Annotated in this window: 18 protein-coding genes; 15 read left to right on the top strand and 3 right to left on the bottom strand. The window is 75.4% G+C overall.

The window, feature by feature from the left end; all coding sequences use genetic code 11:
- Positions 1-23 precede the first annotated feature (23 nt).
- From BMZ50_RS08985 to BMZ50_RS08960, 6 genes are all read left to right on the top strand, one after another.
- A complete protein-coding gene (locus tag BMZ50_RS08985; RefSeq protein ID WP_091323322.1) occupies positions 24-1130 on the top strand; it encodes an ABC transporter permease in 1107 nt (368 codons plus the stop codon).
- Positions 1130-2182 (top strand): ABC transporter permease, encoded by a 1053-nt coding sequence (locus BMZ50_RS08980; protein ID WP_091323320.1) that lies wholly within the window; start codon positions 1130-1132, stop codon positions 2180-2182. The genes BMZ50_RS08985 and BMZ50_RS08980 overlap by 1 nt, the downstream gene beginning before the upstream one ends.
- Entirely contained in the window at positions 2179-3873 is a 1695-nt protein-coding gene (locus BMZ50_RS08975) for a dipeptide ABC transporter ATP-binding protein (protein WP_091323318.1), read from the top strand. Before BMZ50_RS08980 ends, BMZ50_RS08975 begins: the two co-directional genes overlap by 4 nt.
- 144 nt (positions 3874-4017) lie before the next feature.
- Positions 4018-6003 (top strand): TPM domain-containing protein, encoded by a 1986-nt coding sequence (locus tag BMZ50_RS08970; protein ID WP_091323315.1) that lies wholly within the window; start codon positions 4018-4020, stop codon positions 6001-6003.
- 112 nt (positions 6004-6115) lie between these two features.
- The gene (locus BMZ50_RS25025) at positions 6116-8173 is read left to right on the top strand and encodes a TPM domain-containing protein (RefSeq protein WP_091323313.1); all 2058 of its coding nucleotides are present in this window, start codon (positions 6116-6118) and stop codon (positions 8171-8173) included.
- Positions 8174-8288: 115 nt separating this feature from the next.
- On the top strand, positions 8289-9050 hold the full coding sequence (locus BMZ50_RS08960; RefSeq protein ID WP_091323311.1) for a VOC family protein: 762 nt from the start codon (positions 8289-8291) through the stop codon (positions 9048-9050).
- 57 nt (positions 9051-9107) lie between these two features.
- Here BMZ50_RS08960 and BMZ50_RS08955 read toward each other — a convergent pair whose 3' ends face one another.
- The 3 genes from BMZ50_RS08955 to BMZ50_RS08945 form a co-directional block, all read right to left on the bottom strand.
- Entirely contained in the window at positions 9108-9542 is a 435-nt protein-coding gene (locus BMZ50_RS08955) for a PPOX class F420-dependent oxidoreductase (RefSeq protein WP_091323308.1), read from the bottom strand.
- Positions 9543-9614: 72 nt separating this feature from the next.
- Positions 9615-10583, bottom strand: coding sequence for a pirin family protein (locus BMZ50_RS25020; RefSeq protein WP_091323306.1), 969 nt, complete (start codon positions 10581-10583; stop codon positions 9615-9617).
- A gap of 27 nt (positions 10584-10610) precedes the next feature.
- Entirely contained in the window at positions 10611-11618 is a 1008-nt protein-coding gene (locus tag BMZ50_RS08945; RefSeq protein ID WP_091323303.1) for a pirin family protein, read from the bottom strand.
- A gap of 121 nt (positions 11619-11739) precedes the next feature.
- Between BMZ50_RS08945 and BMZ50_RS08940 the strand changes: the two genes are divergently transcribed.
- The 9 genes from BMZ50_RS08940 to mnhG all read left to right on the top strand — a co-directional run bounded on the left by BMZ50_RS08940 (position 11740) and on the right by mnhG (position 22109).
- Positions 11740-12759, top strand: a complete 1020-nt coding sequence (locus tag BMZ50_RS08940; protein WP_245753488.1) for a methylenetetrahydrofolate reductase C-terminal domain-containing protein — start codon at positions 11740-11742, stop codon at positions 12757-12759.
- Positions 12756-13532 (top strand): class I SAM-dependent methyltransferase, encoded by a 777-nt coding sequence (locus BMZ50_RS08935; RefSeq protein ID WP_245753486.1) that lies wholly within the window; start codon positions 12756-12758, stop codon positions 13530-13532. Before BMZ50_RS08940 ends, BMZ50_RS08935 begins: the two co-directional genes overlap by 4 nt.
- Before the next feature lie 25 nt (positions 13533-13557).
- The gene (locus BMZ50_RS08930; RefSeq protein ID WP_091323299.1) at positions 13558-15381 is read left to right on the top strand and encodes an ABC-F family ATP-binding cassette domain-containing protein; all 1824 of its coding nucleotides are present in this window, start codon (positions 13558-13560) and stop codon (positions 15379-15381) included.
- Positions 15382-15574: 193 nt separating this feature from the next.
- Positions 15575-18451, top strand: coding sequence for a Na+/H+ antiporter subunit A (locus BMZ50_RS08925; protein ID WP_091323296.1), 2877 nt, complete (start codon positions 15575-15577; stop codon positions 18449-18451).
- Complete coding sequence (locus BMZ50_RS08920; protein ID WP_091323294.1) at positions 18448-18990, top strand: Na(+)/H(+) antiporter subunit C; 543 nt, start codon at positions 18448-18450, stop codon at positions 18988-18990. The genes BMZ50_RS08925 and BMZ50_RS08920 overlap by 4 nt, the downstream gene beginning before the upstream one ends.
- Positions 18987-20762, top strand: a complete 1776-nt coding sequence (locus tag BMZ50_RS08915; protein ID WP_218146173.1) for a Na+/H+ antiporter subunit D — start codon at positions 18987-18989, stop codon at positions 20760-20762. Before BMZ50_RS08920 ends, BMZ50_RS08915 begins: the two co-directional genes overlap by 4 nt.
- Complete coding sequence (locus tag BMZ50_RS08910; protein ID WP_091323292.1) at positions 20759-21349, top strand: Na+/H+ antiporter subunit E; 591 nt, start codon at positions 20759-20761, stop codon at positions 21347-21349. The genes BMZ50_RS08915 and BMZ50_RS08910 overlap by 4 nt, the downstream gene beginning before the upstream one ends.
- Positions 21346-21675 carry an MrpF/PhaF family protein gene (locus BMZ50_RS08905; protein ID WP_091323290.1) on the top strand — a complete coding sequence of 110 codons (330 nt, stop codon included), beginning with the start codon at positions 21346-21348 and terminating at the stop codon, positions 21673-21675. The genes BMZ50_RS08910 and BMZ50_RS08905 overlap by 4 nt, the downstream gene beginning before the upstream one ends.
- On the top strand, positions 21672-22109 hold the full coding sequence (mnhG, locus tag BMZ50_RS08900; RefSeq protein WP_091323288.1) for a monovalent cation/H(+) antiporter subunit G: 438 nt from the start codon (positions 21672-21674) through the stop codon (positions 22107-22109). The genes BMZ50_RS08905 and mnhG overlap by 4 nt, the downstream gene beginning before the upstream one ends.
- Position 22110: the final 1 nt, after the last annotated feature.

The raw sequence follows: 22110 nt of genomic DNA, 5'->3' as shown, positions 1-22110 counted from the left end.
GCCGCATGCACGGAGGAAAGGCGATGACCACAGCAGCGACCGAGCTCGCGGGCAGCGGATCAGACCAGGAGCAGGAGCGGGCCCCGGCGGTCCGCCGCCGCCGCGGCGGTGGTGGCCTCGCCGGCTACCTGCTCGTCCGGTTCCTGCTGATCATCCCCACCGTATTCATCCTGGTGACGACGGTCTTCTTCCTCATGCGCTCCACCGGTGACCCGATCACCGCGGCGCTGGGCGGCCGGCTCACCGCGGCGGAGCTCGCCCAGCGGGTGCAGGAGGCCGGGTACGACCGGCCGCTGCTGGTGCAGTACTTCGAGTACCTCGGCAGCGTCTTCACCGGCGACTTCGGGACGACGCTGTCCGACCGCCGGCCGGTCACCGAGGTGCTCACCACCTTCGGGACGGCGACCCTCGAGCTGGCGTGCTACGCGCTGATCGTCGCCTTCGCCATCGGCATACCGCTCGGGCGCCTGGCCGCCTACTGCCGCGACAAGTGGCCCGACGCGGTGCTCCGGGTGTTCGCGATCCTCTGCTACGCGACGCCGGTGTTCTTCGCCGGCCTGGTGCTCAAGCTGGTCTTCGCCAGCGGGCTGGGCTGGCTGCCGGTCGCCGGCCGGGCCTCCACCGGGACGGAGATCGAACTGCAGTTCCTCGAGAACCCGACCGGCATCTACCTGATCGACGCGATCCGCCTGGGCGACCCCGACGTGATCCGTGACGTGCTCGAGCACGCGGTGCTGCCCGCGCTGGCGCTCGGGCTGCTCACCGCCGGGGTGTTCCTGCGCCTGGTGCGCACCAACGTCATCGGCACCCTGGGCATGGGCTACGTCGAGGCGGCCCGCTCCCGCGGCGTCGCCGAGCGGCGGCTGCTGCGCAAGCACGCCTACCGGCCGGCGCTGATCCCGATCATCACCGTCATCGGCCTGCAGGTCGCCCTGCTCATGGGCGGCGCCGTCCTGACCGAGACGACCTTCGAGTGGAAGGGCCTGGGCTTCCAGCTGGCCGAGTACCTGCAGGCCCGTGACTTCGTCGCCGTGCAGGGCATCGTCGCGCTGCTGGCGGTGATCGTCGCGGTGACCAACTTCGTCGTCGACGTCATCGCCGCGCTGATCGACCCGCGGGTGAGGTACTGATGAGCACCGTCGCTCCCGTCGAGGAGAGCCCGCGCACCGATCCCGCCCGCCGGGGCTGGCGCCGGCTGCCCGTCGTCCACCAGCTGCGGCAGAGCGTGGGCCTGCAGCGCGGCATGCTCGTGACCGGGCTGGTGCTCACCGGCCTGTTCCTGCTCACCGCGCTGGTCGCCCCGCTGCTGGCGCCCTACGAGTACAACCAGCTGCGCGACGCCGACGGGCCCTTCGGCGCGCAGCAGGCGCCCTCGGCCGAGCACTGGCTGGGCACCACGGTCGGCGGCTACGACGTGCTCTCCCGCGTGATCTACGGCTCGCGCACCGCGGTCATGGTGATCGTGGTCGCCATCGTGCTGTCGTTGTTCGCCGGCGTGCTGATCGGGCTGCTCTCGGGCTACTTCGGCGGCTGGCTGGACCGGGTGCTGGTGGTCGTCTGCGACGCGGTCTACGCCTTCCCGGCCCTGCTGCTGGCCATCGTCATGGCGATCGTCATCAGCGGCGGGCAGTCCAGCCTCTTCGGCGGCATCCTGGCCGCGGCCATCTCGATCACCGTCGTGTTCATCCCGCAGTACTTCCGCGTGGTCCGCGCCGAGACGGTGCGGATCAAGGGGGAGGCGTTCGTCGAGTCCGCCCGCGTGGTCGGCGCCGGGCACTGGCGGATCATGACCCGGCACGTGCTGCGCAACGCGACCCGCACGCTGCCGCTGATCCTCACGCTCAACGCCTCCGAGGCGATCCTCACCCTCGCCGGGCTGGGCTTCCTCGGCTTCGGCATCGAGCCGACCGCCGCCGCCGAGTGGGGCTACGACCTCAACAAGTCGCTGTCGGACGTGACCAGCGGCATCTGGTGGACGGCGATCTTCCCCGGCGCCGCGATCGTCCTGGTGGTCCTCGGCCTGACGCTGGTGGGCGAGAGCCTCAACGACCTGGCCGACCCGCGGCTGCGCAGCCGCCGGGCGGCCGAGTCGGGGGAGACGGCGGAGACGTCGGTCGTGCCGGGCGGGTCGCTGGGCGCGGGGCCGGCCGGACTGGACGGGATCGAGGGGAGGCCCCGATGACCACCACCCGGGCCGGCGAGGTCGTCGGCATCGAGAACCTGTCGGTGTCCTTCGCCACCGACGCCGGCACGATCACCGCCGTCCAGGACGTGAGCCTGTCGGTGGCCGCCGGCGAGGTGCTCGCCGTCGTGGGCGAGAGCGGCAGCGGGAAGACGGTCACCGCGCGCAGCATCCTGGGCCTGCTGCCGGAGACCGCGGCCACCCGCGGCGCCGTCGTGCTGCGCAGCAAGGACGGCTCGGCGCAGCACGACGTGGTCGCGCTGTCCGCCAAGCAGCTCGGCGAGTTGCGCGGCCGCGACGCCGCCATGGTCTTCCAGGAGCCCTCGACCGCGCTCAACCCGGTCTACCCGGTGGGCTGGCAGATCGCCGAGGGGCTGCGCGCGCACGGGAAGTACAACCGGGCGCAGGCGCGGGCCGAGGCGATCGAGGTGCTGCGGCGGGTGGGGATCCCCGACCCGGAGGAGCGGATCGACCACTACCCCCACCAGTTCTCCGGCGGGCAGAAGCAGCGCATCGTCATCGCCCAGGCCCTGGTGCTCGACCCCGGTGTGATCATCGCCGACGAGCCGACGACGGCGCTGGACGTCACCGTGCAGGCCGAGATCCTCGACCTGCTGCGCCGCTGCCGCGACGAGTTCGGTGCCGCGATCGTGCTGATCACCCACAACATGGGCGTCGTCGCCGACCTGGCCGACCGGGTGGCGGTGATGTACTCCGGCCGGATCGTGGAGCAGGCCGATGTCCGCACGCTGTTCTCCGCGCCGCAGGAGCCCTACACCCGGCAGCTGCTGGCCTCGGTGCCGCGGCTGGGCGAGGGCCGGGCCCGCGCCGAGGAGCGAGCCGCAGCCCGCGCTCCCGGCTGGGCCGACGCCGCTCCCGCGGTGGCGGCCCGCGACCTGCGGATCGTCTACCCCGGCCGGTTCCGCCGTCCGGACTTCGTCGCCGTCGACGGCGTGAGCTTCGCCATCCGCCCCGGTGAGGTGCTGGGGCTGGTCGGCGAGAGCGGCAGCGGCAAGACCACGATCGGGCGGGCCATCGCCGGGCTGACCCGGGTCACCGACGGGTCGCTGTCGGTGCTGGGCACCGAGATGCGGGGGGTCCGGGAGAAGGCGTTCCGCCCGGTGCGCAAGCGGATCGGGTTCGTCTTCCAGGACCCCGCGTCGAGCTTCAACCCGCTGCTCACCATCGCCGAGGCGGTCGCCGAGCCGCTGGTGGTCAACGGCCGCGCCGAGGATCCCCGGGCGGCGCGCTCCCGCGTGGACGAGCTCCTGGAGGCGGTGCAGCTGCCGCGCTCCTTCGGCGACCGCTTCCCGCACGAGCTCTCCGGCGGGCAGCGCCAGCGGGCCAGCCTCGCCCGCTCCCTGGCGCTGGACCCGGAGCTGCTCATCGCCGACGAGCCCACCTCGGCCCTCGACGTGTCGGTGCAGGCCCGGGTGCTCGAGCTGTTCGCCGAGCTGCAGCGGGAGCTCGGTTTCGCCTGCCTGTTCATCAGCCACGACCTCGCCGTCGTCGACCTGCTCGCCGACCGGATCGCGGTGCTCTACCGCGGCCGGCTGGTCGAGGAGGGCACCGGCGCGGAGGTGCTGGGGGCGCCGCAGCACCCCTACACCCAGCGGCTGCTGGCCTCGCTGCCCGTGCCCGATCCCGACGTGCAGGCCGCCCGCCGCGCCGCCTGGCAGCAGCTGGCCTGAACCGGAGGAGTTCCGTGCGCGTCACGCGCACGGAACTCCTCCGGTCACTCGAGGACGGCGTCGACGCAGCCCTACCCCCGCACGACCGGGGATCGACCCGCGCCCCTGGGTAGGGTTCCCGCAGGTCAACTCCCGGAGGTCCCCGTGCGCCGGCTGTGCGTCGTTCTTCCCCTGCTGGCCGCCGGAATCCTCCTCGGCGGCGTCCCCGCGCTGGCCGAGCCGCCGTTCAGCGTGCCGGAACAGGTGACCGATCGTGCCGGAGTGCTCGGGGACGATGACGTCGCCCGGGTGGAGGACGCGGTCGACCGGCTGCGGTCGGAGGAGGACCTGCAGCTGTTCGTGGTCTACGTCGACAGCTTCGACGGCTCCTCCGGCGTCGACTGGGCCGACGAGACCGCCGCGCGGTCCGGTCTGGGCGGCAACGACGTCCTGTTCGCGGTGGCCGTCGAGGACCGACGCTACGGCTACTCGGCCGACGAGGCGTTCCCCCTCTCCGCCGCCGAGCTCGACGAGCTCATCGCCAGGGACGTCGAGCCGGAGCTCAGCGACGACGACTGGGCCGGCGCCGCCGTCGCGCTCGCCGACGGGCTGGGTGATTCCGGGGGCAGCGGTGCGGGGACCACCGCCCTGCTCGTCGCCGGCGGGCTGGCCGTCGTCGGCGGCGGGGCGTACCTGGTCACCCGGTCGCGCCGCCGGCGGGGGCAGCGGGCGACGCCGCAGGGCCCGCCCGACCCGCACGCCGGGACGCCGACCGAGCAGCTGCAGGGGCAGGCGAGCACCGCGCTGCTCGATCTCGACGAGGCGGTGCAGAGCTCGGCGCTCGACCTCGACTTCGCCCGCCTCCAGTACGGCGAGGAGGCCGTCGCCGGCTTCGCCGAGGCCCTGGCGCAGGCGCGGGCGGAGCTCGCCCGCGCCTTCGCGCTGCGCCAGCAGCTCGACGACGAGGTTCCCGAGGACGAGCCGGCGCGCCGGCGCATGCTCGCGGAGATCCTCGCGCTGACCGGCTCCGCCGACGCCCGCCTCGACGCGCAGGCGGAGGAGTTCGCGCGGCTGCGGGACCTGGAGCGCACCGCCCCGCAGGTCCTCGACGCCCTCGCGCCGCGGATCGCGCAGCTGCGCGACCGACTGCCCGCCGAGGAGCAGCGGCTGCGGGGGCTGGGGGAGCGCTACGCCGAGGCCGCCCTTGCGCCGGTCGCGGACAACGTGGCCGAGGCGCGGGCCCGCCTGGCCGCCGCCGAGCAGGAGATCGCCGAGGCTCGCGCCGACCTGGCCGCGGGACAGCCGGGGGCGGCGGTCACCGACGTGCGGGCGGCCGAGGACGCCGTCGCCCAGAGCGCCACCCTGCTCGACGCCGTCGGCCGGCTGGGCGCCGACCTGGAGGCCGCGGCCGGCCGGGTGGCGGCGGCCCGGGCGGAGACCGAGAAGGACCTCGCCGAGGCCCGCGCGCTGCTCGGCAGCGGCGACCGCAGCGGCCTGGGGTCGCAGGTGGCCCGCGCGGAGGCGGCGCTGGCCACCGCCGACGCCGCCCTGACCCCTCCGGACGGTGGCCGGCCCGACCCGCTGGCGGCCCTGCGCGGGCTGGAGGAGGCCGACGTCGCGCTGGAGGAGGCCCTGCGCGCGGCCCGCGACGCCCAGGACCGGGCGCGGCGGGCGGCGGCCTCCCTCGACCAGGCCCTGCCCGCCGCGCGTTCCTCGGTCGCTGCGGCCGGCGACTTCATCAGCACCCGGCGGGGGGCCGTCGGGCCGGAGGCGCGCACCCGGCTGGCCGAGGCCCAGCGGCGCCTCGACGCCGCCGTCGCCCAGGGGCCGGGCGACCCGGTCGGCGCGCTGCGGGAGGCCCAGCAGGCCGACGCGCTGGCCCGGCAGGCGCTGGACGCGGCCCGGGCCGACGTCGGCGCGTGGGGCTCCGGCGGGCCGTTCGCGGGACCGGGCGGCTTCGCCGGCGGCTCGGCCGGCCGGAGCGGCGTCGACCTGGGCAGCCTCGTGCTCGGCGGCATCCTGTTCGGCGGGGGCGGTGGCAGCGGGGCACGCGGTGGGTACCGCAGTGGCGGGTTCGGCGGAGGCGGCCGCCGCTCCGGCGGGGGCCGGAGCTCCGGAGGTGGACGGCGAGGCGGCGGCGGGCGCTTCTGAGCGCTCGCCGCGGCCGCCCGCAGCCGCGGTGGGGAACTCCCGGCGCCCGCCGCGCGTGCCCAGAGTCCGGGCCGCCCCGAGGGCCGGCCCCTGTTCGACGGAGGTTCCTCCCGTGCGTCGGCTGACGATCGCCCTGGGCCTGCTGGTCGTGTTCCTCCTCGCCGGCGGCACCCCCGCCCTGGCCGAGCCGCCGTCGGGCGTCACCGGCCAGGTCACCGACCGGGTGGGCGCGCTGGCCGGCCGCGAGGAGGAGGTGCAGCAGGCGGTGGAGGAGCTGCGCGCGCAGACCGGCATCGGCCTCTACGCCGTCTTCGTCGCCACCTTCGACGGCATGGACCGGGCGCAGTGGGCCAACGCCACCGCGGAGCAGTCCGGGCTCGGTGCCGACGACGTGCTGTTCGCGGTCGCGGTGGAGGACCGGCGCTACGGCGTCCACTACGGCGAGCGGATCGACCCCGGCCAGCTGCAGGCGGTGCTGGCCGGCGACGTCGAGCCGCGGCTGTCCCAGGGCGACTGGGCGGGCGCGGTGATCAGCCTGGCCGAGGGCCTCGGCTCGACCGAGACCGCCGCCGGCGCGGCGGGGACGGCGGCCCCGAGCACGTCCGGGGGCGGATCGGGCGCGGTCACTGCGCTGGTCGTGGTGGGGATGTTCCTCCTCGCCGGCGGCGCCTACCTGACGCTGCGCTCCCGCCGGCGCCGCCGGGCGGAGCTGCCCCCGCCGGTGCGGCGGCTGGAGGCGCCGGACCCGCACGCCGGGACGCCGACCGAGCAGCTCAACTACCGGGCGAGCGCCGCCCTGCTCGACCTCGACGAGCGGGTCCGGACCGGGCAGGTGGGCCTCGACTACGCCCGCGCGCACTACGGGGACGAGGCGGTGCCCGGCCTGGTGGAGGGGATGGACCGGACCCGCTCCGAGCTGGCGCGGGCGTTCACCCTCCGGCAGGAGCTCGACGACGAGATCCCCGAGGACGAGCCCACGCAGCGCCGGATGCTCACCGAGCTGCTCGCGCTGACCGACGCGGCCGGCCGGCGCCTGCAGGAACAGGCCGGCGCGCTGGATCGGCTGCGGGAGCAGGAGCGGACCGTCCCGCAGGCGGTGGAGGAGCTGGGCGCGCGGGTCGGGCAGCTGCAGCAGCGGCTGCCGCGCGAGCAGGAGCGGGTCGCGGACCTGCAGCGCCGGTACGCGTCCTCGGCCGTGGCGCCCGTGCTGGAGAACGTGGGGGAGGCCGGGGTGCGGCTGGACGCCGCCGAGCAGGCGGTGGCGCTGGCTCGGGAGGACCAGGCGGCCGACCGCAGCGGCCGCGCGGTCGGCCGGCTGCGCGGCGCCGAGAGCGCCGTCGCGCAGAGCGGCACGCTCCTCGACGCGATCGACCGGCTCGCCCGCGACCTCGCCGAGGCGGAGCAGCGGGTGCCCGGTGTCCGGGCCGACGTGGAGGGCGACCTCGCCGAGGCCCGCGCCCTCCTCTCCGCGGACCGCCAGGGGACCCTGCGCCCGCAGATCGCCCGGGCCGAGGCGGCGCTGAGCGCGTCGGCCGACGCGCTGCGGCCGGCCGACGGCAGCGGCGGGGACCCGCTCGCGGCCCTGCGCCGCCTCGAGGAGGCAGATCTGGCGCTGGAGCAGGCGCTGCGCAACGTCCGCGACGAGCAGACCCGGGCCCGCCGCGCCGCGGAGGCTCTCGAGCAGGCCCTGCTCACGGCCCGGTCGGCGGTGGCGGCCGCCGAGGACTTCATCGGCACCCGCCGCGGCGCGGTCGGTGCCACCGCCCGGACCCGGCTGGCCGAGGCCCAGCGGCACCTGGCCGCCGCCGAGGCGCACGCGGAGCGGGACCCGGCGGGTGCCCTGCGCGAGGCCCAGACCGCCGACCGGCTGGCGCAGCAGGCGCTGCACGTCGCCGGGTCCGACGTCGAGCGGTGGTCCCAGCAGAACAGCTACGGGGGGTACGGCGGCTACGGCGGCGGCTGGGGGCAGGGCGGCCCCGGGTACGGCGGGCCGGGGTACGGCCGGCGCGGCATCAGTCCCCTCGGCGCCGGTCTCGGCGGGCTGGTGCTCGGTGGCCTGCTCTTCGGCGGCGGCGACGACGGCGGCGGCGACTGGAGCGCCGGTGACTTCGGGGGTGGCGACTTCGGAGGTGGCGACTTCGGCGGGGACTTCGGCGGCGGCGACTTCTGATCCGGGGAGCCGGGGCGGGCCGGACCGGTCCGCCGCCGCGCCCCGGGTGCGGCGCGACGGGTGGGAACTGTCGGCCCCGGGTGCCAGTGTGTCCTCCCCCACCGGAGGAGGAGCGATGCCCACTCGGAACACCCCGTGGCCGGACGGCACCCCGTGCTGGATCGACTACGGCGCCTCGGACCTCGACGCCACCAGGAGCTTCTACGGCCGCCTGCTCGGCTGGGAGTACGAGGGTGGTGACCCGGAGTACGGCGGCTACCTCACCGCGACGAGGAACGAGGAGGCCGCGGCCGGCCTCGGCCCGCTGATGAACCCCGCCGACTCGCCGGGGTGGACGACGTACTTCGCCACCGACGACGCGCAGGCCACCGCCGCCCGCATCCGGGAGGCCGGCGGCAGCGTGGTGGTCGAGCCGATGGAGGTCGGGCCCATGGGCACGATGGCGATCGCCGTGGACCCGCAGGGCAACCCGTTCGGGCTCTGGCAGTCCGGCCGGCACACCGGTGCGCGGATCTACAACGAACCGGGGGCGCTGGTCTGGGACGAGGCGGCCGTCGAGGACCCTCAGGCGGCCCGCGACTTCTACGCGGCGGTCTTCGGGTTCACCTTCGACGAGGTGCCCGGTGGCGAGGGCTACACCACGTTCGCCAAGGGCGGGGACCCGCTGGGCGGGCTGGGCGGGCACCAGCCCGGCTCGCCGAAGGGCTGGACGGTGTGCTTCGCGGTGTCCTCCACCGACGACGCGGTCGCCACGGTCGAGGCCGGCGGTGGCACGGTCACCATGGCGCCCACGGATACCGAGTACGGCCGGTTCGCCGTCGTCGAGGACCCGTGGGGCGCGCCGTTCTCGGTCATGCAGGTGCCCTCCGGGAGCTGACCGGGGCTGTGGGCCGGCGTGCCGGGGGCCGCGCCGGCCCGCAGGGCCCGCGCCCGGTCAGCCCGGCAGCTGGCCGTAGGTGCGTTCCGGGCGGAAGCGGACGACCAGCCGGTGGTCGGCGACCATCGCCGCGCGGTACTCGTCCCAGTCCGGGTGCTCGCCGTTCACGCCGCGGTAGTAGGCGATCAGCTCCTCGACCGTGCCGTCGTGCGGGTCGGCGGCCACCGGTGTCAGCTCCGCGGTGCCCTCGACGGCGACCCAGGTCCAGAAGTCCTGCGAGGTCACGTGCAGGGTCACCCGCGGATCGGCCCGCAGGTTGCGGGTCTTGACCCGGTCGTCGGTGACCGACACCCGGATCACCTGCTGCCCCGGGTCGTAGGCGTAGCCGACGTTGGACAGGTGCGGGCGGCCGTCGCGCCTGATGGTCGCCAGCACGCCCCAGCGATGCTCCGCGACGAAGGCCAGCATCCGGGGATCGGGACCTGACGTCATGCGGCCATGCTGGCGGTTCGGGCCCTCCCCGGCATGTCCGGGCGCGCGCGGGAATCCAGGGGGGAGCGCTTCTCAGCGCTCCCGCCCCCGTGCTCTCAGCGGCACCGGCGGCAGCGCCGGCGCCGGCAGCCGGTCGCCGTCGTAGCCGATCACCGCGCCGAACCGGGCGTCCTCGGCATTCCACCGCTCCGCGTACTCGGCGATCTCCTCGCCGCTGCGGCCGACGAAGTTCCACCACATGACGATCCGCTCCTCGAACGGCTCGCCGCCGAGCAGCAGCAGCCGGCTCGGCTCGGCGCCCCGCAGGCGCACCGACCGCCGTCCGGTGCCGAGGTAGAGCATCTCCCCGCGCTCCAGCGGCGTGCCCTCCACCCCGGCCGAGCCGGACGACGCCAGCAGCGCGTACTCGAAGTCCGGCTCCAGCGGGAGCTCCACGTCGGCGCCGGCGGCGAGGTCGAGGTCGGCACCCACCAGCGGTGTGTAGGCGGTGCCCGGCGAGGTGGCGCCGCCGAGGGTGCCCATGAGGACGGTGGCGGTCAGCCCGTCGGAGGCGAAGCCGGGGAGCCTGCGGTGGTGGGCGAAGTCGGGCGCCGCGTCCCGGTGCGCGCCGGGGAGGGCCACCCACAGCTGGGCGCCGTGCAGCCAGCGGGGGTGCTCCGCCGGGGACTGCTCGGAGTGCGCGATCCCGCGGCCGGCCGTCATCAGCGCCAGCTCGCCGGGCCGGATGCGCGCGTCGCTGCCGAGGGAGTCCCGGTGGTGCACCTCGCCCTCGAGCAGCCAGGACACCGTCTGCAGGCCGGTGTGCGGGTGCGGCGGCACCTGCATGCCCGCGGAGGAGGTGATGTCGTCGGGCCCGTAGTGGTCGACGAACGCCCACGCCCCCACCAGCCGCCGGCCCAGGGTCGGCAGCAGGCGGCGCACCCGGGTGCTCTCGCCGAGCAGCACCTCCTTGCCACGCAGCAGGTCCAGCACGGGGCCGGCCGGGGTCGACGCCAGCCCGCCGAGCTCGCGGGCCGGTGGCCGCCGGTCGAGGTTGCTCATGGTGCCTGCCTCCGTGGGCGTCCGCGGTCAGGCGGTTCTGTCGGGCGACTGCTCAGTCTCACCCCGGACGGTGCCGTGCGGCACGCGCTGCGCCGGGACCGTGCCGAGCCGGCCGGCCGAGAAGTCGGTGAACGCGTCCATGACCTCCTGGCGGGTGTTCATGACGAACGGCCCGTACATGGCGATCGGCTCGCGGATCGGTGCCCCGCCGAGGATGACGACGTCCAGCGCCGGGGTCCGGGACTCCTGGTGCCGGGCGCCGTTGACCGTGACGGTGTCGCCGGGGCCGAGGAGGGCCAGCTGGCCGGTGCGCACCGGCGCGCCGTCGATGCCGACCGAGCCCGCGCCGGAGAGCACGTAGACGAGGGCGTTGAAATCCGGCCGCCACGGCAGCTCGAGGGACGCCCCCGGCGCGATCGTCGCGTGCACCATCGCCATCGGGGTGTACGTCGAGCCCGGCCCCCGGTGCCCGGCCACGTCCCCGGCGATGACCCGCAGGAGGGCGCCGGCGTCCGGGCTGGCCAGCAGCACCGACTCGTGTGCCCGCAGGTCCTGGTAGCGCGGCTCGACCCACTTCTGCGCCTTCGGCAGGTTCACCCACAGCTGCAGGCCGTGGAACAGCCCGCCGCTCACGACGAGCTGCTCCGGCGGGCGCTCGATGTGCAGGACACCCCCACCTGCGGTCATCCACTGGGTGTCGCCGTTGCTGATCGTGCCGCCCCCGCCGTGGGAGTCGGCGTGCTCGAAGGTGCCGTCGATGATGTAGGTGACGGTCTCGAAGCCGCGGTGCGGGTGCCACGAGGTGCCCTTGGGCTCCCCGGGCGCGTACTCGACCTCGCCCATCTGGTCCATGTGGATGAACGGGTCGAGGTCGCGCAGGTCGACGCCGGCGAAGGCGCGGCGGACCGGGAAGCCCTCGCCCTCGAACCCCGACGGCGCCGTCGTCACCGAGCGGACCCGGCGGCGGACGGTCCGCGGAGCGGGCACGGGAACTCGGGGGAGCGCGGTGGTGTCCTCGACGGTCACGGCGGGCATGCCGGCCTCCTTCGGTTGAGAGCTCAACTATTGGTGACTCTAGCGCTCCCCGCCGCGCTTGTCGCCCCCCTGCGTGCTTGGCCGGGGTTTGGCGGGCGGCGGCCGGGGTCAGGGGAGAACGGTGAGTGACGACGGGGGACGGTTGGGGTGCCCGAAGCGGATGGTCTTCGGGCCGTGCGGCGGCGTCCGCGACGACGAGCGCTGCGAGGTCGCCGAGCACCGCTGCGTCTTCCTCGGTTCCCCGCTGCCGGGCTGGCCCGCCCCGCCGCCGGCACCGGTGGTCCCACCGCCGGGCAGCCTGCTCGACGTGGCCGGCCCCCGGGCGGTCGTGCTCACCGATCTGACCGTGGCGCCCTACGACCCCGCCTCGCTGCGCCGCGTCGTGCAGGTGCTGGCGCCGGTGTCCGACGGGCTGCTGGCCGGCGAGCACGCCAACCGGCCGGACTTCCCGCCGACCGTGTTCGCCGCCGAGGTGCGCGACGCCGGGGGGCGGCCCTGGACGACGCTCGCCTGCCGCGACCGCAACCGGGTGGTCCTGGAGCAGGAGCTCGCCGGCCTGGCCGCGGTCGGCGTCGACGGCGTGCTGTGCGTGACCGGTGACGCCCGGGGGCCCGGTGTCCGGCCCGGCGTCACCCAGGTGTTCGATCTCGACGGCCCCCGGCTGGCCGCGCTGGCGGCGGCGATCGGGCTGCCCGCCGCCGTCCCCGAGGCCCCGGCGGCACCGCCGGTGCACCTGCGGCCGGCGCGGGTGGCGGTCAAGCAGCAGGCCGGGGCGCAGCTGTGCGTGCTCAACCACGTCCGCAGCCCGGCCCAGGTGGCGGAGTTCGTCGCCGCCGCGCGGGCCGCCGGCGTCACCCTGCCGTTCCTCGCGGCGGTCGCCGTCTACACCGACGAGCGCTCGGCCCGGGTGCTGCAGCGCTTCCCCGGCCTGCAGATGGACGACGACGCCGTCGAGCGGGTGCTGGCCGCTCCGGACCCCCGCGCGGCCGGCATCGCGGTCGCCGTGGAGGAGGCGCGGGCGCTGCTGGCGGTCCCCGGGGTGGTCGGGGTGAACGTGTCGGGGCTGGCCTCCGGTGGCCAGGAGGACGACGGTGCGCGGATCAAGGCGGCCGTCGCGGAGCGGATCCGGGAGTTCGCATGAGCCAGCTCGAGAGCGAGGCGATGGAGTCGGAGTTCGGCACCGTCGCGGGGTGGACCGAGGAGGCCGTGCGGGCGCTCGGCCCCGAGTACGCCGTCCCGGCCGGCTGCCGGGGCAGCGGCAGCGAGGCGGCGCTGCGCTGGCTCGCCGACCGGATGGCGCTGACCGCGCGCTCCCGGGTGCTCGACGACGGTGCCGGCGTGGGCGGTCCGGCCGGCTGGCTGGCCGCCGAGCGCGGGGTGCGGGCGGTCTGCGCCGAGCCGATGCCGGAGGGGGCGCGGGCCGCCCACCGCCTGTTCGGACTGCCGTCGGTCGTGGCGCCCGCCCAGCACCTGCCCTTCGCCGCCGCCTCCTTCGATGCCGCGTGGTGCCTCGGCGTGCTGTGCACCACCTCGGACAAGGCGGGTGCCCTGGCCGAGCTGCACCGGGTGCTGCGCGACGGCGGCCGGCTGGGCCTGCTGGTGTTCGTCGCCGACCGGCCGCTGCCGCCGCCGCTGCCCGAGGGCAACGAGTTCCCGACCGAGCCCGAGCTGCTCGACCTGCTCGGGGCCGCTGGGTTCCGGCTCGCGGAGACGGCGACCGCCGACCTCGGGGACAGCGCGCCCGAGTGGTCGCGGCGGGCCGGCGCGGTGGAGGACGAGATCGTCCGCCGGCACGGCGACGACCCGCGCTGGAGCGAGGCGCAGGAGCAGTCCGGCCGGGTGGGCCGGCTGCTGGCCGACGGCGCGCTCCGGGCCTGGCTGGGCATCGCCGTGGAGGTCGCCCGCCCGGCCTGAACCGGCCGTGCGGATACTGGGGTCGATGAGCGCACCCGTCAACCTGGTCAACCTCGAGCGGGTGCAGAAGGCGCACGGCACGACCGTGCTGCTCGACGACGTCTCGCTCGGCGTCGCCGCCGGCGAGCGGATCGGCGTGGTGGGCCGCAACGGCGGCGGCAAGACGACGCTGCTCGAGGTGCTCACCGGCCGAGAGGAGCCCGACTCCGGCCGGGTCACCCGCCGCTCCGACCTCACGATGGGCGTGCTGGACCAGTCCGGCACGCTGCCGCCGGGGCGGACGGTCCGCGAGGTCGTGCTGCCGACCAGCGTGTTCGCCGCGGAGCACGAGTGGGCCGCCGACCCCGCGGTGCGCAGCGTGCTGACCGGCCTGGAGCTCGACCGGCTGGGCCTCGATGCGCCGGTGGACACCATGTCCGGTGGCGAGCGGCGCCGGGTGGCCCTGGCCGCGCAGCTGATCCGCCCGCTGGACCTGCTGGTCCTCGACGAGCCGACCAACCACCTCGACGTCGAGGGCGTCGCGTGGCTGGCCGAGTACGTGAAGAGCCGGGTCGGCGCGCTGGTCGTCGTCACCCACGACCGGTGGTTCCTCGACGAGGTCTGCTCGACCACGTGGGAGGTCGCCGACGGGAAGGTGCACGCCTACGAGGGCGGCTACGCGGCCTACACGCTGGCCCGGGCCGAGCGCGCGCGCATCGCGGCGGTCACCGAGGAGCGCCGGCTCAACCTGGTCCGCAAGGAGCTGGCCTGGCTGCGCCGGGGCCCGCCGGCCCGCACCAGCAAGCCGCGGTTCCGGATCGAGGCGGCCCAGGCGCTGATCGAGAACGAGCCGCCGCCGCGCGACACGATGGCCCTGCAGGGCTTCGCCGCCCGCCGCCTCGGCAAGACCGTCTACGACGTCGAGGACGTCGACTACTCCGTCCCCACGGACGACGGCCCACGGCCGCTGTTCCGCGATCTCACCTGGCGGGTCGGTCCGGGCGACCGGATCGGCATCGTCGGCGTCAACGGCGCCGGGAAGACGTCGCTGCTGCGGCTGCTCGTCGGCGAGGCCGAGCCCGAGCGCGGGCGGGTGATCACCGGTCAGACCGTGGCGCCGGCGTACCTGTCGCAGCACGTCACCGAGCTGCCGCGCTCGCTGCGGGTGCTGGAGGCGGTGCAGGAGATCGCCCGGGTCGCCCGCATCGGCAACCAGGAGATCTCGGCGTCGTCGCTGGCCGAGCGGTTCGGCTTCCCGGCGTCGCGGCAGTGGACGCCGGTCGGTGACCTCTCCGGTGGTGAGCGCCGCCGGCTGCAGCTGCTGCGGCTGCTCATGAGCGAGCCGAACGTGCTGCTGCTCGACGAGCCGACCAACGATCTCGACATCGACACGCTCACAGCGCTGGAGGACCTGCTCGACGGGTTCGCCGGCACGGTGCTGGTCGTCACCCACGACCGGTACTTCGTCGACCGGGTGTGCGACTCGGTGGTCGCGCTCATGGGCGACGGCACGCTGGCCGCGCTGCCCGGCGGCGTGGAGGAGTATCTGGAGCGGCGCGCGGTCGGGGAGGCGGCGTCGAGCCCGTCGGCCGGGCGGGCGGTCGAGGCGGCCGCCCGGAGCGACACCCCCGCCGCCCCCGCCGGCCCGTCGGCCGGGGAGGTGCGGGTCGCGCGCAAGGAGGCGGCCCGGCTGGAGCGCCGGCTGGCCAAGCTCACCGCCGACGAGGAGAAGCTGCACGCCGAGATGGCCGCCGCCGCGACCGACTACGCGAAGGTCGCCGAGCTCGACACCCGCCTGCGCGCGGTGCTCGCCGAGAAGGACGAGGTCGAGACCGACTGGCTGGCCGCCGCGGAGATCGCCGAGGGCTGACCGCACCCGGTCACCGGCGGCACGGCCGAGAAGTTCCGCCGGAGAAGGGTGTCTCTCCGGGCAGGCCGCGACGGCAGGCTTCGCCCTGCGCGAGGGGGCTGGTCACACCCCGCGGCTAGGATGGGTATCACCGCTGGTCGTCGAGGACCGACTTCCGTGGTTTCCCCGAGCCGCCCACGACTCCCGGAGACACGTGACCTCACTTCTGCTCCTCCATCTGCTCGCGGCGGTGTTCGCGCCGGCACTCGTGCGCTGGTGGGGGCGGCAGGCATTCCTCGCCCTCGCGCTGGTCCCCGCGGTCGGGTTCGTCTGGGTGATGGCGCAGTGGTCGCTGGTGGCCGGCGGCGGAGACGTCCGGGAGACGACGCCGTGGGTGCCCGCCCTGGACCTCGCCGTCGCGCTTCGGCTGGACGCCCTCTCGCTGACCTTCGCCACGCTGGTCACCGGCGTCGGCGCCCTGGTCCTGGTCTACTGCGCGCGCTACTTCGCGCCCGGTGACGAGGGGATCGGCCGGTTCGCCGGCAACCTGACCGCCTTCGCCGGCGCGATGCTCGGGCTCGTCCTGGCCGACGACCTGCTGCTGCTCTACGTCTTCTGGGAACTGACCACCGTCTTCTCCTTCCTGCTGATCGGCGGCGCGGGCACCCGGGTGGCCGCGCGGCGGGCGGCCAGCCAGGCACTGGTGCTGACCACCGCAGGCGGGCTGGCGATGCTGGTCGGGCTGATCATGATCGGCGAGACCAGCGGCAGCTACCTGCTCTCGGAGGTCGTCGCCGACCCGGGCAGCGGGCCCCTGCTGGTCGCCGGCACCGTGCTGGTGCTGATCGGGGCGATCACCAAGTCGGCGCTGGTGCCGTTCCACTTCTGGCTGCCTGCCGCCATGGAGGCCCCGACGCCGGTCAGCGCCTACCTGCACGCCGCCGCGATGGTGAAGGCCGGCATCTACCTGGTCGCGCGACTGGCCCCCGGGTTCGCCGACGTCCCTGGCTGGCGTCCGCTCGTCCTCGGGCTGGGGCTGGCAACGATGCTCGTCGGCGGTTACCGGGCGCTGCGGCAGAACGACCTGAAGCTGCTGCTGGCCTTCGGCACGGTCAGCCAGCTCGGCTTCCTGACCGTCCTCGTCGGTGGGGGCAGCCGGGAGCTGGCCGCGGCCGGTCTGACGATGACCGTCGCCCACGCGCTGTTCAAGTCCACGCTGTTCCTGACCGTCGGCGTCATCGACCACGCCACCGGCACCCGGGACCTGCGCCGGCTCTCCGGGCTGGGCCGGCGGCTGCCGGCGCTGGCCGCGATCGGCGGCCTCGCCGCCGCCTCGATGGCCGGGCTGCCGCCGCTGCTGGGCTTCGTCGGCAAGGAGGCGGCGTTCACCGCGCTGTGGGAGGGCGGGCTGCCGAACCGCACCGCGGCGGCCTTCGAACTGACCGGCCTGGTCCTCGGCTCGGTGCTCACCGCGGCCTACACCGCACGCTTCCTGTGGGGTGCCTTCGCGCGCAAGCCCGGCGTCGCCGCGACCGAGGTGGAGCACCCGCCGAGCCCGCTGTTCCTGGCCGCGCCGGCGGTGCTGTCCGCGGCCGGCCTGGTCGCCGGGCCGAGCAGCCCGCTGCTCGAGCCGCTGGTCGCGCGCTACGCCGAGGACCTGCCGTCGATCGCCCCCGAGGCCGAGAAGCTGGGCCTCTGGCACGGCTGGCAGCCCGCGCTCGCGCTGTCGGCGCTCACCCTGGCCGGCGGTCTGCTGATCTTCGCCGCCCGCGGCCCGCTGACCCGGCTCCAGCAGCGGCTGGCCTTCGGCGCCTCGGCCGATGAGGGCTACTGGAACACCATGCAGGGCCTCGACCGGCTCGCGGTGCTGGTCACCGGCACCACCCAGCGCGGCTCGCTGCCGGCCTACCTGGGCACGATCCTCGTCGTCGTGCTGGCCCTCCCCGGCTCGGTGCTGCTCTTCCACGCGCCGTGGCCGGGGGAGTGGCGGGCGTGGGACACCCCGATCCAGGCACTGGTGGGGGCGGTCGTGCTGATCGCGGCGGCGCTCGCGCTGCGGATCCCGCAGCGACTCTCGGCGGTGCTCGTCGTCGGGGTCACCGGCTACGGCCTGGCCGTCCTCTTCGCCCTGCAGGGCGCCCCCGACCTCGCGCTCACCCAGTTCCTCGTCGAGACGCTCACCCTCGTCGTCTTCGTCCTGGTGCTGCGCAAGCTGCCCAAGGACATCACCGAGCGGCACCGGCCGCGCGAGCGCGCGGTGCGCGGGGTCATCGCCGTCGCCGTCGGGCTGCTCATGGCCGGCGTCGGCGCGGCCGCGCTGAGCGCGCGCACCGCCACGCCCGTCTCGACCGACTTCCCCGAGCAGGCCTACGAGTTCGGCGGCGGGGAGAACGTCGTCAACGTGACCCTGGTCGACATCCGGGCCTGGGACACCCTCGGCGAGGTCTCCCTGCTCGTGGTCGCCGCCACCGGCATCGCCAGCCTGGTCTTCCTCCGCCATCGGACGGGCGCGGTCGAGCGGCTCGGGCCCGACCGGCTGGAGCAGTCCGGGCGCCGGTCCCGCCGGGCACCCCGGCGGCGGTGGCTCGCGGCGAGCGTCGCGCTGGCCCCCGAGCGGCGGTCGGTGGTGCTCGAGGTGGTCACCCGGATCCTGTTCCACCCCATCCTGGTGTTCTCGCTGTTCCTGCTCTTCAGCGGCCACAACCAGCCCGGCGGTGGGTTCGCCGGCGGGCTGGTCGCCGGGCTGGCGCTGGTGCTGCGCTACCTCGCCGGGGGTCGCTACGAACTCGGCGAGGCGGCCCCGGTCGACCCCGGCCTGCTCCTCGGGGCCGGGCTGCTGTTCGCCGGCGGGACCGGCGTCGTCGGCCTGGCCCTGGGCGGCGAGGCGCTGCAGACGGCGATCCTCGAGACCACGCTCCCGGTGTTCGGCGACGTCAAGCTCGTGACCTCGCTGTTCTTCGACGTCGGCGTCTATCTGATCGTCGTGGGGCTGGTCCTCGACATCCTGCGCAGCCTGGGGGCGGAGCTGGACCGGCAGGAGGACGAGCACGACCCCGTCGACGTCGACCCCGAGGAGGTGATCGCCCGATGACCCCCACCATCGTCCTGCCGGTCATCATCGGCGGGCTCTACGCCGCCGGGGTCTACCTGCTGCTCGACCGCAGCCTCACCCGCGTGCTGCTGGGCTTCCTGCTGCTGGGCAACGCGACCAACGTGCTGCTGCTGTCCTCCGGCGGGCCCGCCGGCCTGCCGCCGATCATCGGGATCGCCGAGCCGGAGGACATGAGCGATCCGCTGCCGCAGGCGCTGATCCTCACCGCGATCGTCATCACCTTCGGCATCGCCGCGTTCGTGCTGGCCTTGATCTACCGCTCCTGGCGGCTGGTCCGGCAGGAGGTCGTCGGCGTCGACGAGGAGGACCGCCGGGTGGCCGCCCGGGAGGGGATGGACGCCGACGAGCTGGACCCCGACGACCTCGCGCCGGAGGACCGGCCGGCCGCGCACGCGGACAGCCTGCACGGCGGCGGGCTGGAGAACGATTTCGCCGCCGAGGCGGCCCTGGCGCGGCGCTACGCCGGCATCGCCTCCGACGACGTCGACCTGCCCCCGACCCAGCGGAGGACGCGGTGATCAGCGTCCTCACCCCGCTGCCGGTCCTGCTGCCGCTGCTCGGCGCCGCCTGCGCGCTGCTGGTCGGCCGGCACCCGCGGGTCCAGCGGACCCTGAGCATCCTCGTGCTCTCGGCCGTGCTGACCGTCTCGGTGGCGCTGCTGCTGCTCGCCGACCACAGCGGGGCGGAGGCGGTCTCCCTGGGCGGCTGGCCGGTTCCGCTGGGCATCGTGCTGGTCGTCGACCGGCTCTCGGCGCTCATGCTGGTCGTCGCCGCGACGGTGGGGCTGGGAGTGCTCGTCTTCGCCGTCGGCCAGGGTTCGGCCGACGGCGACGAGGAGACGCCGCTGTCGATCTTCCACCCGACGTTCCTGGTCCTCATGGCCGGCGTGGCCAACGCCTTCCTGGCCGGCGACCTGTTCAACCTCTACGTCGGCTTCGAGATCCTGCTGACCGCCAGCTACGTGCTGCTCACCCTCGGCGGGTCGGCGCCGCGGATCCGGGCCGGCATCACCTACGTCGTGGTGAGCCTGCTGAGCTCGCTGATCTTCCTCGCCGCGATCGCCCTCGTGTACGCCGCGACCGGCACGGTGAACATGGCCCAGCTCGCCGACCGGCTGGCCGACCTGCCGGACGGCACCCAGCTGCTGCTGCAGTCGATGCTGCTCATCGCCTTCTCGATCAAGGCGGCGATCTTCCCGCTGTCGGCGTGGCTGCCCGACAGCTATCCGACCGCGCCGGCGCCCGTGACCGCGGTCTTCGCCGGCTTGCTCACCAAGGTCGGCGTCTACTCGATCATCCGCACCCAGACGCTGCTGTTCCCGGGCGGAGCGCTCGACGGGGTGCTGATGTGGGCGGCCCTGGCAACGATGGTGATCGGCATCCTCGGCGCGGTCGCGCAGACCGACCTCCGCCGGATCCTCTCCTTCACCCTGGTCAGCCACATCGGCTACATGGTGTTCGGCATCGCCCTGGCGACGACGGCCGGGCTGGCCGGGGCGATCTTCTACGTCGTCCACCACATCGCCATCCAGACCACGCTGTTCCTCGTCGCCGGGCTGGTGGAGCGGCAGGGCGGGTCGACCGCGGTCGACCGGCTCGGCGGGCTGGCCAAGGCCTCCCCGCTGCTGGCCGTGCTGTTCTTCGTCCCCGCGATGAACCTGGCCGGCATCCCGCCGTTCTCCGGCTTCATCGGCAAGCTCGGGCTGCTCGAGGCGGGCGTGGCCGACGGCGGCTGGCTGCCGCTCACGCTCGTCGCCGGCGGTGCGGTGACCAGCCTGCTCACCCTCGTCGCGGTCTCCCGGGTCTGGAGCCGCGCCTTCTGGCGGCCCCCGGCGCAGTCCCCCGTGGCCGACAGCAGTCGGGCAGCGGCCGCCGACGCCGGGCCCGAACTCACCCCCGAGCCGATCGGGGCCGTCGCCTCCGGGAACGGGCACGCGGACGGGGACGGCGCCGAGGTCCCGGACGGCGGCGCCCTGCCGACCCGCGCCACGGCCGCCGGCGGGGTCGCGACGCGGGCGGCCGCCCGGCGGGCGGCCTGGGCACGGCACACCGCCGTCGCCACCGCCACGCTGCCCGCCGAGGACGGGCTGGGTGAGGGGCGGCGCCCGGGTCGCCCGCTGCGGCCGTTGCCGCGGGTGATGGTCAGCACGACCGCGGTGATGGTCGCGCTGACCGTCGCGCTCACCGGCGTCGCCGGGTGGCTCTACGGCGTGGCCGACCGGGCCGCCGCGGACCTGGTCGACCGCCGGCCCTACGTCGAGTCCGTGTTCCCCGGCGGGGAGGTGCCGTGAACGAGCCCGCCGAGCCGAGGTTCGGGCAGCACCTGCGGCACCAGGTCCCCCTGCTGCTGTGGCTGGTCGTGGTCTGGAACCTGCTGTGGGGCACCTGGTCGTGGGCCAACCTGCTCTCCGGGATCGTGGTGGCCCTGGCGGTGACGCTGCTGCTCCCGCTGCCGCCCGTGGTAGGCGGCGCCCGCCTGCACCCGGGTGCGGCGGTCGTCTTCCTCGTCACGTTCCTGGGGGACCTCGTGCGCTCGGGTGCGCTGGTCGCCTGGCAGACGGTGCGGCCGCGGGGCATCGCGCACAGCGCCATCCTGCGGGTGCAGCTGCGGACCGACTCCGATCTGCTGCTCACCGTCCTCACCGAGGCGATCTCGCTCGTGCCCGGCTCGATGGTGATCGACCTGGACCGGGAGCGGAGGGAGCTGGCGCTGCACGTCCTGCACGTGGACGACGAGCGGGACCTGGACCGGCAGCGGGCCTCGGTGCACGCCACCGAGGAGCGCGTGGTGCGCGCCTTCGGCTCGGCCGAGGACATCGCCCGCCTGCGGGAGCGCCCCATGGCACGGCCGGCCGGAACCCCGGGGAGGACGTCGTGACGCTCGTGTTCGTGCTGGCCTACATCATGCTCGGCGGCGGGGCGCTGCTCGCCCTGGTGCGGCTGGCCCGCGGCCCGTCGCTGCTGGACCGGGTCGTGGCCACCGATACCCTGCTGGTGATCATCGCTGCCGGCCTCGCGGTGCACGCCGCCCTGCAGCGGGACCCGACGCTGGTGCCGGTGCTGGTGGTCGTCTCCCTGCTGGCGTTCGTCGGCTCGGTGTCGGTCGCCCGCTACATCGGCGGCATGCTCCGCCGGTCCCCCGGTGACGGGCAGGACGCCGGGCTGCCCGCGGCCGCCCAGCAGCGGGAGGAGGCGGCCCGGTGAGCGATCTCCACGCCCTGGCCGACACCGTCGCCGTCGTCTGCCTGTTGCTGGGCTCCCTGCTGTGCCTCACCGCGGGGCTCGGGCTGGTCCGCTTCCCCGACGTGCTGACCCGGATGCACGCCGGCACCAAGCCGCAGGTGCTCGGGGTGCTGCTGATCATGGTCGGGGGCGCGATCCGGCTGCAGGGCTGGTCGGCCACCTGGATGCTGCTGCTGGTCGCGGTCTTCCAGATGATGACCGCGCCGGTCAGCGCGCACATGATCAGCCGGGTGGCCTACCGCCGCCGGCACGTCCGCCGGGACCTGCTGCTCGTCGACGAGCTGGGGGCCGGGCACCGCGAGGCCGGGACACCCCACGGCGACGAGCCGGCCGACGCCGCGACCGCTCGAGGCGCCCGCGGGCCGGCCGGGTACGGGCAGGGCTCCCTCGGCTGAG

The sequence above is a fragment of the Geodermatophilus ruber genome, from assembly GCF_900114385.1.
Classification (GTDB): Bacteria; Actinomycetota; Actinomycetes; order Mycobacteriales; family Geodermatophilaceae; genus Geodermatophilus; species Geodermatophilus ruber.
Note: the sequence above shows the minus strand (reverse complement) of the source record. Positions and strands in the feature narration are given on the sequence as shown.

Excerpts from the sequence above, each read along its gene's own strand:
- BMZ50_RS08930 (WP_091323299.1), top strand. The coding sequence starts at position 13,558 with ATGAGCGCACCCGTCAACCTGGTCAACCTCGAGCGGGTGCAGAAGGCG.
- BMZ50_RS08935 (WP_245753486.1), top strand. The coding sequence starts at position 12,756 with ATGAGCCAGCTCGAGAGCGAGGCGATGGAGTCGGAGTTCGGCACCGTC.
- BMZ50_RS25020 (WP_091323306.1), bottom strand. The coding sequence starts at position 10,583 with ATGAGCAACCTCGACCGGCGGCCACCGGCCCGCGAGCTCGGCGGGCTG.
- BMZ50_RS08920 (WP_091323294.1), top strand. The coding sequence starts at position 18,448 with ATGACCCCCACCATCGTCCTGCCGGTCATCATCGGCGGGCTCTACGCC.
- BMZ50_RS08980 (WP_091323320.1), top strand. The coding sequence starts at position 1,130 with ATGAGCACCGTCGCTCCCGTCGAGGAGAGCCCGCGCACCGATCCCGCC.
- BMZ50_RS08955 (WP_091323308.1), bottom strand. The coding sequence starts at position 9,542 with ATGACGTCAGGTCCCGATCCCCGGATGCTGGCCTTCGTCGCGGAGCAT.
- BMZ50_RS08975 (WP_091323318.1), top strand. The coding sequence starts at position 2,179 with ATGACCACCACCCGGGCCGGCGAGGTCGTCGGCATCGAGAACCTGTCG.
- BMZ50_RS08985 (WP_091323322.1), top strand. The coding sequence starts at position 24 with ATGACCACAGCAGCGACCGAGCTCGCGGGCAGCGGATCAGACCAGGAG.
- BMZ50_RS08960 (WP_091323311.1), top strand. The coding sequence starts at position 8,289 with ATGCCCACTCGGAACACCCCGTGGCCGGACGGCACCCCGTGCTGGATC.
- BMZ50_RS08945 (WP_091323303.1), bottom strand. The coding sequence starts at position 11,618 with ATGCCCGCCGTGACCGTCGAGGACACCACCGCGCTCCCCCGAGTTCCC.